General features: G+C 62.6%; 9 protein-coding genes. 2 read left to right on the forward strand and 7 right to left on the reverse strand.

The annotated features are described in order from the left end of the window. Positions 1-27: 27 nt before the first annotated feature. The 3 genes from NLX68_RS08885 to NLX68_RS08895 all read right to left on the reverse strand — a co-directional run bounded on the left by NLX68_RS08885 (position 28) and on the right by NLX68_RS08895 (position 4,061). Positions 28-2,472 carry a TonB-dependent receptor gene (locus tag NLX68_RS08885; protein WP_254283687.1) on the reverse strand — a complete coding sequence of 815 codons (2,445 nt, stop codon included), beginning with the start codon at positions 2,470-2,472 and terminating at the stop codon, positions 28-30. 108 nt (positions 2,473-2,580) lie between these two features. After that, complete coding sequence (locus NLX68_RS08890; protein ID WP_254283688.1) at positions 2,581-3,555, reverse strand: FecR family protein; 975 nt, start codon at positions 3,553-3,555, stop codon at positions 2,581-2,583. Positions 3,556-3,572: 17 nt separating this feature from the next. Further along, a complete protein-coding gene (locus NLX68_RS08895; RefSeq protein WP_254283689.1) occupies positions 3,573-4,061 on the reverse strand; it encodes a sigma-70 family RNA polymerase sigma factor in 489 nt (162 codons plus the stop codon). A 648-nt stretch (positions 4,062-4,709) separates the two neighbouring features. Here NLX68_RS08895 and NLX68_RS08900 point away from each other — a divergent pair. Further along, positions 4,710-5,873 (forward strand): type III PLP-dependent enzyme, encoded by a 1,164-nt coding sequence (locus NLX68_RS08900; RefSeq protein WP_197875780.1) that lies wholly within the window; start codon positions 4,710-4,712, stop codon positions 5,871-5,873. A 78-nt stretch (positions 5,874-5,951) separates the two neighbouring features. Here NLX68_RS08900 and NLX68_RS08905 read toward each other — a convergent pair whose 3' ends face one another. Beyond that, the gene (locus NLX68_RS08905; protein ID WP_254283690.1) at positions 5,952-6,710 is read right to left on the reverse strand and encodes a tetratricopeptide repeat protein; all 759 of its coding nucleotides are present in this window, start codon (positions 6,708-6,710) and stop codon (positions 5,952-5,954) included. A 3-nt stretch (positions 6,711-6,713) separates the two neighbouring features. Then, the gene (locus NLX68_RS08910; protein WP_254283691.1) at positions 6,714-7,394 is read right to left on the reverse strand and encodes a Fe2+-dependent dioxygenase; all 681 of its coding nucleotides are present in this window, start codon (positions 7,392-7,394) and stop codon (positions 6,714-6,716) included. 229 nt (positions 7,395-7,623) lie between these two features. Here NLX68_RS08910 and NLX68_RS08915 point away from each other — a divergent pair, with 229 nt between their 5' ends. Further along, positions 7,624-10,179 (forward strand): sulfite reductase flavoprotein subunit alpha, encoded by a 2,556-nt coding sequence (locus tag NLX68_RS08915; RefSeq protein ID WP_254283692.1) that lies wholly within the window; start codon positions 7,624-7,626, stop codon positions 10,177-10,179. A 75-nt stretch (positions 10,180-10,254) separates the two neighbouring features. Here NLX68_RS08915 and NLX68_RS08920 read toward each other — a convergent pair whose 3' ends face one another. Both NLX68_RS08920 and NLX68_RS08925 read right to left on the reverse strand, forming a co-directional pair. Further along, a complete protein-coding gene (locus NLX68_RS08920) occupies positions 10,255-11,046 on the reverse strand; it encodes an amidohydrolase (RefSeq protein WP_254283693.1) in 792 nt (263 codons plus the stop codon). Further along, complete coding sequence (locus NLX68_RS08925; protein WP_254283694.1) at positions 11,034-12,182, reverse strand: pyridoxal phosphate-dependent aminotransferase; 1,149 nt, start codon at positions 12,180-12,182, stop codon at positions 11,034-11,036. The genes NLX68_RS08920 and NLX68_RS08925 overlap by 13 nt, the downstream gene beginning before the upstream one ends. Positions 12,183-12,391 lie beyond the last annotated feature (209 nt).

Raw genomic sequence — 12,391 nt, forward strand, 5'->3', positions numbered from 1 at the left:
GGAGCGGGCTTGCCCCGCGATCAGGCCTCAGAAGCCTACACTGGCCTGCACATAGAAAGTGCGCGGCTCACCCAGGTAGATCCCCGCGTTGTTGTCGCTGGAGCGGGTGTAGTACTGCTTGTCGAAGATGTTCTTCACCCCGGCCGCCAGCTTGAGGTTCGACAGCTCCTTGCCAAAGTCATAGCCACCGCGCGCCGCCCAGGTCACGTAGCCCGGAATGTCGCCGTACTGGCCATCGGCACTCGGCTCGGTGATGTAATTGCCGTTGAAGCTGCCGTCGGCATTCATGCCGGTACCCGGTGCGCGCTGTTTCGATTGGGCGTAGGCATCCAGGTTCCAGGTCCAGCGATTAATCTCATAGCGCAGCCCGGCATTAACGATCTGCCGCGAGTAAAACGACAGGTCGCGCCCCTTGAAGCCCGGGATCTCGCCTTCATAGGTGGCACGGGTGTAGGTGAAGCCGGCATTGGCGCTCAGCCCCTGCAGACGCGGATCGAGCCCCGACAGGTCGTAATGCATCGACGCTTCGATGCCCTGGTGCTTGGTCGCGCCAAGGTTGGTCCAGCCGATGTCGTTGCTGATGTACTGCAGCTCATCATCGAAGTCGATGTAGAACGCGGTCAGCTCACCACCCCAAGTGCCGTTGTTGTAGCGGGTCCCCACTTCATAGGTCTTGGCTTTCTCGGCTTGCAGGCCGTTGGCGGTCTGATCGCCGCTGCCGCCCTGGCCGAGCTGGAAGTACTGCAGGCTGCCGAATGAGGTTTCGTAGTTGGCGAACAGCTTCCATTCATCGGACAGGTGATACATCACGCTCAGTGCCGGCAGCGGTTCGTTGCTGGTCACGCTGCGGTTCTCTTCCTGCACCGGCACACCGTTGGTGCCGCGCACCGGGCGCTCGTGCCAGTCGGTGTTGATGTGCTCGAAGCGAATGCCCGGGGTGATGGTCCAGTTGCCGACATCGATCTTGTCATCGATGTAATAGGCGCTGGCTTCGGTACCGCCGGTTCGATCCTGGAACACATGGCCGTCGGAGGTCGGGGTGACGGTCGGCACGTTGTTGATCAGCGCCAGGCGGGTCGACTGCTCGTGCATCGCTTCTTTCAGGTAACGGTAACCAACGCTGACTTCCTGAGTGGTGGGGCCGGCGAAGAAGATCCGTGAAACCCGTGGCTCGATGGCGAAGGTGTGGTAGCTGCGCGGGTACGACGACAGGGTCTTCTGGTCGCGGGCAGCGATGCTGCTGCCACGGAAGCTGTCGGTGTAGTAGGTCTGCACTTCGAACTGGGTGACGTCGTCGATCTGGCGCAGGTACTTGAAGGATACGTCCTTGCGTCGGCCGCTGAACGTGTCGTAATCGCGGTCGGACTGGTACGGGTCGTCGTCGAACTGGGCCTGGGTCAGGCCGCCGGGCATGTCGGCCTTGGCGTCGTAGTAATGGAAGTTGAGCCAGAACTCGTCGCTGTCGGTGACTGCCCAATGGGTCTTGAGCAACACGTCATCGATGTCGTTGTCGTTGTTGCTGCTGCGGTAGCCGTTGCCATTGACCCCGGAGTACAGCAGCGCCGCGCCCAGGCCGTTATCGGCAGTGCCGCCGAGAAACGCCGACTCGATGTGCTTCCAGCCGCCATGGCGGGAGGTTTCCATCGTGGTCGACAGCTCACCGGTGGCCTTTTCCGGGATCGCCCGGGTGACGAAGTTGATCACCCCGCCGACGTTCTGCGGGCCATAGCGCACGGAGCCGGCACCACGCACCACGTCGATGCTGTCGAGGTTGCCGGAAGAGATCGGCGCCATCGACAGTTGTGGCTGGCCGTAGGGCGCAAACGCCGCCGGGATGCCGTCGATCAACACCGTGGAGCGTGGCGACAGCCGCGAGGTCAGACCGCGCACGCCGACGTTCAAGGCGATATCACTGCCGCCAGTGCCATTGGAGTCCTGCACCTGGACGCCCGGCACGCCGCGCAGTACATCGCGCACGTTCAGCGCGCCCTGCTCGATCATCGCTTCGCGGCGCACCACGGTACGGGCGCCGGGATGGTTGTGGACCACGGTTTCTTCGGCGCTGCCAAGCCAGTCACCGACCACCTTGACGTCGGTGGGCGCCAGTTCCAGGCTGCCGGTGGTCAAGGTCCCGGCAGTCTGCAGCGGGTGCAGGACGACGGTGCCCTGGGAGATTTCATAGGTCAGGCCGCTGCCCTCAAGCAAGGCTTGCAGCGCTTCTTCCGGCTGCAGGCTGCCGGACACTGCCGGGGCCTGTTTACCGGCCACCAGTTCGGGGCTGAAGAACAGCTGCAGCGAAGTCTGCTGGCCCAACTGGCTCAAGGCCGAAGCCAGGGGTTGAGCCTGGATCTGGATGCTGGCCGGTGCCGGTGCCGGTGCAGCATAGCTGCTGGCAACACCGCCACTGACAGCCAGGGCCAGGGCCAGAGGCAACCAGCGGCTAGAACGCGGGGAAAACTTGTTGTTGTTCACGTCGTCGAGAGGTCCTGAGGGTCCACATAGATGTCAATGCCGTGCAAATGGAAATGCTTGGCAGTTGCAGTTGGGCAGGAAGACGAACAACTGGAAAAAAACCTGAATTTATTTTGCGATTATTTCGCTGGAGCCATCGGCATGGGTCTTGATCGCCACTGGCAGGATGCTCGGCAGCGCCCGCAGCAAGGCGTCGGTATCGTCGGCATTGAAGGTGCTGCTCAGGCGTAGCGCGGCAACACTGCCTGGGGCGACACGCAGGGGCTGCTCACGGTAGCGCGAGACGTCCTTGACCACCTCGCTGAGCGGCGCATCGTTGAACACCAGCTTGCCCTTGCGCCACGCGGTCACTGCTGCGGCATCTACCGCGTAGGGCGCCGCCACCTGGCCTTGGGCATCGATATGCGAACCGAGCCCGGCGGTCAGCAGAGCCCTGGAGGCATCGCGGCCTTCGACCCGCACCGAGCCGTTTTCGACCGCCACACGGGTTTGCTCCGGGTCCTGGCGAACATCGAAGCGAGTACCAGTGACCGTCACCGTGCCATGCCCGGTGCTGACCATGAAAGGCCGCGCGCTGTCGTGGGCGACGCTGAACATCACCTCGCCCTCACGCAATTCGATACGCCGCTGACCGGCGCTGAACTGTACGACCAGTTGCGTTCGACCGTTGACTTCAAGCTGTGAGCCATCCGGCAAGTCGAGCTGACGACGTTCGCCCAGGGCCGTCTGCACCTGGTCCTGATAATTGAGCTGGTGCTGCTGCCAGCCAAACCAGCCCAAACCCAGCGCCAGGCTCGCAACACCGGCCGCCAATGCCTGACTGATGAAGCGCCGACGCGGCAACTGGCTGACCGGATCGGCCTGGCACAGGGCCTCAAGACGCGCATGCGGCACGTGCCCGGCAGCGTCCCAGAGCGTGCCGAGCAGATCGAATTCGTATTGGTGCTGTCGGTGTTCGGCCAGCCAGCGCTGCAGCTCACCCTGTTGCGCCAGCGCCAGGGCGCCATCACGGCTGCGGGCAAACCATTGGGCCGCCTGCTCGCGCACGGTTTCGCTGCCGCAACGGCACGCGTCCTGATTCATGAAAACATTCGCCTGACTCATCTCGTCGACACATCCAGGTGCTCACGCAGATGCCGGAGCGTGCGAATCATATACTTTTCGACCATGTTCTTGGTCAAGCCCATGCGCTCGGCGATCTCCGCCTGGGTCAGGCCTTCGAGCTTCTGCCAGATGAACACCCGCCGACAGTTGAGCGGCAGCTCGGCCAGGGCACGTTCGACGCTGTCGGCCAGCTCCACGGCATTCATATAGGCCTCCGGATCGCCGCAGGCATCACTGCCGAGCTCGAAAGCGTCCTGCTCCAGGGCCTGGCGACGGTCTTCGCGACGGTAGCCGTCCACCGCAATGTTGCGCGCAGTCTGGTGCAAATAAGCCCGCGGTTGCTCGACCCCGGCCTGGTCGCTTTCCAGTACCCGCACAAATGCATCATGCGCCAGGTCCTCGGCCTGCTGACGACTGCGCAGTTTGCGCGTCCAGGTACCGATCAGCTCGTGGTAGTGGTCGAGAAAGCCTTTGTGTCGCGACACGATGCACAGGTCTTCACAGGCGAGTAGGAATGGCGCGAATAGTAATATTTCTTATTAAGGCCGGCAATCGAAGATCGCTGCTACCGACGAAGCGCCCGGCGGGAAAAAAATCGACGAAAAAGTGTGTCGACGACCGACTGTCAGGGCGAAAAAAAATATGAACAGCCGCCGATTAATCGCGCGCTGTGCTTGAGCGTCGTTGCGCCCGCAAATGACCGATATTTACCGCACTTTCGCCACCAACTTCGACTATTGCATCCATTTGCGTGTTCTACGAGAGATCCCGGCGTATACCGGTATTTTTAACGCTTTTGTCATCAAATTGAACATCTACTGTTTACCTGGGTCGGTAGCAAAGTGGCTGGCCGCCCCGGGGCGACGGACGTGTGCAAAAACGCGACATTTTTTGTTGATCTCAAGCCCCTCAGGTCCTAAAGTTCGCGCCGAACGTCCATGCTGGAAACGATCCATCCGGCTCAAGTACTGACGACGAGACAGCAAGGTCACCCGTAGCTCGCTTTATCACGCACGGATGACCTTTTTGCTTTCGGCGACATGCCTTGGGAAGTAGGCGAACCAAAGTGGGGATACGGAGGACGTTCAGTTGCAGCCACTTATTTTTTCAGTTTGCCCATGGAGTCCCTAAGCATGTCGATTCAGGTCGAAGACTACTTCGCGCGCGATACCTTCCAGAAAATGAAGGCGTTCGCCGACAAGCAAGAAACCCCGTTCGTGCTCATCGACACGCAGATGATCAGCCAGGCCTATGACGACCTGCGCGCCGGTTTCGAGTTCGCCAAGGTCTACTACGCGGTCAAGGCCAACCCGGCCGTGGAGATCATCGACCTGCTCAAGGAAAAGGGTTCGAGCTTCGACATCGCCTCGATCTATGAGCTGGACAAGGTGATGAGCCGCGGCGTCAGCGCCGATCGCATCAGCTACGGCAACACCATCAAGAAATCCAAGGACATACGCTACTTCTACGAGAAGGGCGTGCGCCTGTACGCCACCGACTCCGAAGCCGACCTGCGCAACATCGCCAAGGCTGCCCCGGGCTCGAAAGTCTACGTGCGTATCCTCACCGAAGGCTCGACCACCGCCGACTGGCCGCTGTCGCGCAAGTTCGGCTGCCAGACCGACATGGCCATGGACCTGTTGATCCTCGCCCGTGACCTGGGCCTGGTGCCATACGGCGTGTCGTTCCACGTCGGCTCGCAGCAGCGCGACATCAGCGTCTGGGACGCAGCGATCGCCAAAGTGAAAGTGATCTTCGAGCGCCTGAAAGAAGAAGACGGCATCGAACTCAAGCTGATCAACATGGGTGGCGGCTTCCCGGCCAACTACATCACCCGTACCAACAGCCTGGAAACCTACGCCGAAGAGATCATCCGCTTCCTCAAGGAAGACTTCGGCGACGACCTGCCGGAAATCATCCTCGAGCCAGGCCGTTCGCTGATCGCCAACGCCGGCATCCTGGTCAGTGAAGTGGTGCTGGTGGCGCGTAAATCGCGTACCGCTGTCGAGCGCTGGGTGTACACCGACGTGGGCAAGTTCTCCGGCCTGATCGAAACCATGGACGAGTCCATCAAGTTCCCGATCTGGACCGAGAAGAAAGGCGAGATGGAAGAAGTGGTGATCGCAGGCCCCACCTGCGACAGCGCCGACATCATGTACGAGCACTACAAGTACGGCCTGCCGCTGAACCTGGCGATCGGTGACCGCCTGTACTGGCTGTCGACCGGTGCCTACACCACCAGCTACAGCGCGGTGGAATTCAACGGCTTCCCGCCGCTGAAGGCTTACTACCTGTAAGTTCAACCGGGCTGCCTGGCAGCTCGGCGCGGGGCCAGCCTGCTGCTGATCAGCCAGCGGGCTGGCCCCGTTTTCGTTTCAGTGCCCCGCTTGCAATTGCAGCAGGCGCGCCTGGTAGGCCGGCGCCAGGGCGCGAATTTCGGCGTCCGCGGCTTGCTCCAGCGCAGGTCCCGCGACCTTCAGAAAATTCACGTTGCCGATGGCCAGCGCGCGCTGTAGCCAAACCAGGGCCTCGTGTACCTGGCCCTTGCCTGCCAATACCCCGGCATAACTGAACTGCCCGCGAAAATCCCCAGCCTCTGCCGAGCGCTGGTACCAATGCTGCGCGCTCGCTTCATCACGCGGGCAATGCCGCCCTTCTTCCAGATAACGCCCCAGCAGGTTCATCGACTTGGCATGCCCAAGCTCGGCGGCCTGACGATAAAGGCCCAAGGCTGCGGTGCTGTCCTGCTCCACACCACGACCGGTGGCCATTAAGTTGGCGAAGTTGTACATCCCCCAGTCGAGCCCGGCTCGTGACGCCTGAGCATACCGCGCGGCTGCCGCTGCAAGGTCCACTTCACCGCCCCAGCCATGCTCCAGGCACCGCCCGAGCATGTTGTGCGCCATGGCGCTGCCACGGTTGGCGGCAATCGCGAACCAGCGCCGGGCCAGGGCCGGGTCTTTCTCGATGCCACGCCCGTCGAGAAGGATCTGCCCGAGCAGCAACTGCGCCTCGACGATGTCCTGCCCTGCCGCGGCCAGCAAAGCCTGGGCAGCTTTTGCCGGGCTGTGTTCGAGCATCTGGGCGAACTGTTCGCTGTCCAGCTCCTGGCGGTTGCGCAAGGCGAAAGTCATGGCTCAAACCTCGACCCAGCGGCGCAGCAGGTTGTGGTAAGTACCGGTCAAGCGGATCAGCGCCGGGTGATCCGGTACATCGGCGCCCAATTGCTGGATGGCCTGGTCCATCTCGTACAGCAACGCACGCTGGCTGTCTTCGCGCACCAGGCTCTGGGTCCAGAAAAACACCGCATAACGCGCTCCACGGGTCACCGGGTTGACCTTGTGCAGGCTGGTCCCCGGGTATAACACCAGGTCGCCCGCCGCCAGCTTCACCTGCTGCACGCCATAGGTGTCCTGGATCACCAGCTCACCGCCGTCGTAGTCCTCGGGGTTGCTCAGGAACAGCGTCGAGGACAGGTCTGTACGCACCCGCTCGTGGCTGCCTCGGGGCTGGCGCAAGGCGTTGTCGATGTGAAAACCGAAGTTGCCGCCCTCTCGATAGCAATTGATCAGCGGCGGGAACACCTTGTGCGGCAAGGCCGCCGACATGAATTGCGGATGCTGCCACAAGCGTTCGATCAGCGCCGTGCCAATTTCCTTGGCCAGCGGGTGGCCTTCGGGCAACTGCAGGTTGTGCTTGGCCTTGGCCGACTGGTAACCCGCGGTGATCTTGCCGTCGGCCCATTCGGTTTGTTCCAGCGCCTCACGAATGCGCTGAACCTCCTCGGAGGAAAACAGGCCGGAAATAGGTAGCAGCATGGCACAGCACCTGAAGGTGAAAGGATGCCAATGGTATTGATTCCCATTGACTCTCTACAAGCCCGTTCGGCGGTTGGGGCACTATCAGGATCGAACACGGCCTGAGTGCGAACGTCCACTTCAGATTGGTGCGTGCAGCAAGCCCCGTTCATTTAGGTGAACTGGGCTTTTGTGTATCAAGGCATAATGCGCGTCGCATTCGCATTTGCGACACGACAAGGTGATTGATGTGGTGAAGAAATCCCTGTTTCAACTGCACTGGTTCTTCGGCATTACCGCAGGCCTGGTGCTGGCGCTGATGGGCATTACCGGTGCCATCTGGTCGTTCCAGGATGAGCTGCTGGAACTGTTCAACCCCGAGGTGCTTACCGTCGAGGTACGTCAGCAAGGCGTACTGCCGATGCCTGAACTGGTGCGCAGGATCGAGGCCGAGCAAGGCGACAAGGTCGCCATGCTCTGGGTCCAGCCGCGTAGCGACAGGGCCGCGCGGGTTTTCTTCACCCCTCCTCCCGGCGAGCGTCGGGGCGTGTTGCGCTATGCCGACCCGTACACCGGCAAGCTGCAGGGCGAGGTAGCCGGTCAGGGCTTTTTCGACCTGATGCTGCAGTTGCACCGCTTCCTGGCCATGGGTGATAGCGGCCGACAGATCACGGGCGCCTGTACCCTGATGCTGATTTTTTTCTGCCTCTCGGGCCTGTACCTGCGCTGGCCGCGCAAGGCACTGAACTGGCGGACCTGGCTGACCCTGGACTGGGCGAAAAAAGGCCGCGCCTTCAACTGGGACCTGCACGCCGTGGCCGGTACCTGGTGCTTGCTGTTCTATCTGCTGTTTGCCCTCACCGGCCTGTTCTGGAGCTACGAGTGGTACCGCGAAGGCCTGAACACGCTGCTCGCCGACAGCCCGGCTGCTGGCCAGCAACACACGCGCGGCGAAGGCCGCGGCGGGCGCCCAGGTGGTGCCCCGGGCAAGGACGCCAAGCCGCTGGTGGTCGACTACGACGCCGTCTGGGCCAGCCTGCAGGCCGCTGCCGGTCCCGACATGACCAGCTACAACCTGCGCCTGCCGCCAGCCGGTGAGCAACCGGCAACGATCTTCTACCTGCTTGAAGGCGCCGAACACGAACGCGCGCTCAACACCCTGAGCATCGACCCGGCCAGCGGCCAGGTGAAGACCAACGAGCGCTACGCCGACAAGTCGTTCAAGGCGCAGCTGTTGGCCAGCGTCTATGCCCTGCACGTGGGCAGCTACTTTGGCCTGACCGGGCGGATTCTGGTGACCATCGCCAGCTTGAGCATGCCGCTGTTCTTTGTCACCGGCTGGCTGTTGTACCTGGACCGCCGGCGTAAAAAGCGCCAGGTTCGCGCTGCACGGGGCAATCTCGCGCCTGCGAACGGGCAAGATGGCGGCTGGCTGGTGGGCTTTGCCAGCCAGAGCGGCTTTGCCGAGCAACTGGCCTGGCAAAGCGCCGGGCAACTGCAGGCTGCCGGCGTCGCGGTACAGGTCCGGCCCCTGGCCGAGCTGACCGAGCAGGACTTGAACCAGGCCCGGCAAGCGCTGTTCGTGGTCAGCACCTTCGGTGACGGCGAAGCTCCCGACAGCGCCCGCGGCTTTGAACGTAAAGTGCTTGGACAGCCCTGGGCCCTGGGTAATCTGAACTATGCCCTGCTCGCTCTGGGCGACCGCCAGTACCCGCATTTCTGCGGCTTTGCCCAGCGCCTGCAGGCCTGGCTGGGCGAGCGCGGCGCCACTAGCGCCTTCACCCCGGTAGAAGTCGACAGCGCTGACCCGGCGGCCTTGCAGCACTGGCAGCAAGAGCTTGCGAAAATCACCGCAAGCACGCCGCCTGCTGCCTGGCAAGCACCCGAGTTCGGCAACTGGACCCTTGTCAGTCGCGAATTGATGAACCCGGGCAGCCAGGGCTCGGCGGTCTATCTGCTCAGCCTCACGCCTGAGCACCCCGCGCAGTGGGAAGCTGGAGACCTGGTGGAGATCCTCCCACGCAACACCCCCCAGAGCCTTGAGCTGTTCCTCAAGGGCCTGGGGCTTGATGGCGAAACTTGCGTGCAGGTCGAAGGCCTGCAGGAGAGCCTGCTGCAGGCCCTGGCCAGCCGCCAGTTGCCGAAAAGCCGCGAGCACCTGGTCGGCCTGCACGCCCAGGCCCTGGTCGATGCGCTGATCCCGTTGGCTGCTCGGGAATACTCGATTGCTTCGATCGCCAGTGACGGCGTGCTCGAGCTGATCGTACGCCAGGAACGCCACCCTGACGGCAGCCTGGGCCTGGGTTCAGGCTGGCTGACCGAGCACCTGGCTGTGGATAACAGCGTCAGCCTGCGCCTGCGCCGCAACAGCGGTTTCCACCTGCCGGCACCGGCAACGCCAATGATCCTGATCGGCAACGGTACCGGGCTGGCCGGGCTGCGCAGCCTGCTCAAGGGCCGCATCGTGGCCGGTGAGCAGCGCAACTGGCTGCTGTTCGGCGAACGCAACCAGGCGTATGACTTTCTCTGCGGGGATGAGCTGCAGGGCTGGCAGCGCAGCGCTGATCTGGCGCGGCTGGACCTGGCCTTTTCTCGCGACCAGAGCCACAAGGTCTATGTGCAGGACCGCTTGCGCGAGCAGGCGCCAGAGCTGCGGCGCTGGCTGGATCAGGGCGCGTCGATCTACATCTGCGGCAGTTTGCAGGGCATGGCCAGTGGCGTCGATGAGGTGCTGAACGAGGTGCTGGGGGCTGCCGAGGTTGAACGGCTGATCGAGCTGGGGCGCTATCGGCGGGATGTGTACTAAGCCTTGAGGGCCTCATCGCGGGTCAAGCCCGCTCCTACAGGTCTGGTGTGGGAGCTGGCTTGCCAGCGATGGCGGTCAGTGCAGATCGAAGGTATCGGCATCCAGATTGGCCGGAAACCGCGTGCGGTAGGCCGCAAGGTCCGCCGCGCTGAGCACGACGGTAAACACCCCGTCCGCCTCCCCGGCACTCAGCAGGCTCTCTCCCTGGAAGTCCAGTACCTGGCTGTCGCCGGTGTAGGCAAAACCCTTGCCGTCGGTACCCACGCGGTTCACCGCCGCCACATAGCAGAGGTTCTCGATGCCCCGCGCCGGCAACAGGCGGTTCCAGTGCTGGCGACGGGCTGCTGGCCAGTTGGCGGTGTACAGCAGCAGGTCGGTGTCCTGGGCATCGCGGCTCCACACCGGGAACCGCAGGTCGTAGCAGATCAACGGCCGGACCCGCCAGCCCTTGAGTTCGAACTGCACCTGGCGTTCGCCTGGGGTGTAGTGCTTGTGCTCACCGGCCATGCGGAACAGGTGGCGCTTGTCGTAGAACAGGATCTCGCCATCGGGCCGCGCCCACAGCAGGCGGTTGCGGTGGCTACCGTCGGCGGCCTGGATGATCACGCTGCCGGTGACCACGGCATCGAGCTTCTTGGCCTGGCTCTTGAGCCATTTGTAGGTCGGCCCGTTCTCGGGCTCGGCCAGGCTTTCGGAGTCCATGGAAAAGCCGGTGGTGAACATCTCCGGGAGGATGATCAGGTCGGCGCCACGGGCCTGATCCAGCAGGGTTTCGAAATGTTCGTAGTTGGCCAGGCGGTCCTGCCAGGCCAGGCTGGTCTGCACCAACGCGATGTTCAGGTTCGGCAGGCTACTCAGATCGCGCATAGTTTTTCCGCTGCCTGACGCAGCGTCTCCTCGCGTTTGGCAAAGCACAGGCGCACCAGGCGCTGCTCGGGGATAGGGTGCTGGTAGAACACCGACACCGGAATGGTCGCCACGCCATGTTCACGGGTCAGCCACAGCGACATGTCGACGTCGTTCAGGTCCGGGCGAATCTGCGAATAATCCACCAGCTGGAAGTAAGTGCCAGCGCTGCGTCTGAAGTGCAAGCGCGAGCTGCCCAACAAGTCGCAGAACAGGTCGCGCTTGGCCTGGTAGAAGGCCGGCAGTTCTTCGACATGCTCGGGGTGCGCCGCCATGAAATCGGCCAGCGCCCATTGCAGCGGGGTCACGCCGCAGAAGTTGACGTACTGGTGGACCTTGCGCAGTTCGGCGCTCAGGGCTGGCGGCGCCACCACATAGCCGGTTTTCCAGCCAGTGACGTGATAAGTCTTGCCGAACGAGCTGACCACGAAAGCGCGCGGGTACAGCGCCTCATGGGCCAACACACTGGCGTGCTGCACGCCGTCGAACACCAGGTGCTCGTAGACTTCGTCGCTGATCAGGTAGATATCGCGCTCGGCGATCAGCAGCGCCAGCTTGTCCAGGTCATCGCGGCTGATCAACGCGCCGCTGGGGTTGTGCGGCGAGTTGAGGATGATCATCCGCGTGCGCGGGCTGAGCGCGTCGGTGAGTTTCTGCCAGTCGATGGCAAACTCGCCATCAGTGAGTTGCACATGCACGCAACGGCCACCGGCCAGCTCTACCGAGGGCTCATAGCTGTCGTAACTGGGGTCGAAGACGATGACCTCATCGCCTGTGCGAATCACCGCCTGAATGGCACAGAAGATCGCTTCGGTGGCACCGGGAGTGATGGTGACTTCATGCTCGGCATCGACGCTGACGCCATAGCTGCGGGCGATCTTGTTCGCCACCTGCTGGCGCAATGCCGGCAAGCCGGTCATGGGGCTGTACTGGTTGTGTCCGGCACTGACATGCCGGCCGACCGCATCGAGCAGTGCTTGCGGGCCGTTGAAATCGGGAAAACCCTGGGACAGGTTCAAGGCGCCGGTTTGCGCGGCGAGCTGGGACATGGTGGTAAAGATGGTCGTGCCGACGTTCGGCAACTTGCTACTGATCATGGAGCCCTCTTTCCTGCAGCACTATCCGGCTCGAGGCGGCGCGGTCTGGAACCGAGCATAGCGGATTGATCGGTCAGGAAAAAGGATGTAACAGTCGCAGGCCAATCGCGGGTCAAGCCCGCTCCCACAGAGTGGACTGCCCCCCTAAAGTTGGACAGTATTAACCAGCAGCCTGAGCCCTGTAGTCGACAGGGCTCAGGCCATTGAGC

This window comes from Pseudomonas sp. SBB6, assembly GCF_024213215.1.
Taxonomy (GTDB): Bacteria; Pseudomonadota; Gammaproteobacteria; order Pseudomonadales; family Pseudomonadaceae; genus Aquipseudomonas; species Aquipseudomonas donghuensis.

Bases quoted from the DNA above. Each gene is read 5' to 3' on its own strand.
- NLX68_RS08890 (WP_254283688.1), bottom strand. From the start codon at position 3,555: ATGAATCAGGACGCGTGCCGTTGCGGCAGCGAAACCGTGCGCGAGCAG.
- NLX68_RS08900 (WP_197875780.1), top strand. From the start codon at position 4,710: ATGTCGATTCAGGTCGAAGACTACTTCGCGCGCGATACCTTCCAGAAA.
- NLX68_RS08905 (WP_254283690.1), bottom strand. From the start codon at position 6,710: ATGACTTTCGCCTTGCGCAACCGCCAGGAGCTGGACAGCGAACAGTTC.
- NLX68_RS08910 (WP_254283691.1), bottom strand. From the start codon at position 7,394: ATGCTGCTACCTATTTCCGGCCTGTTTTCCTCCGAGGAGGTTCAGCGC.
- NLX68_RS08920 (WP_254283693.1), bottom strand. From the start codon at position 11,046: ATGCGCGATCTGAGTAGCCTGCCGAACCTGAACATCGCGTTGGTGCAG.
- NLX68_RS08925 (WP_254283694.1), bottom strand. From the start codon at position 12,182: ATGATCAGTAGCAAGTTGCCGAACGTCGGCACGACCATCTTTACCACC.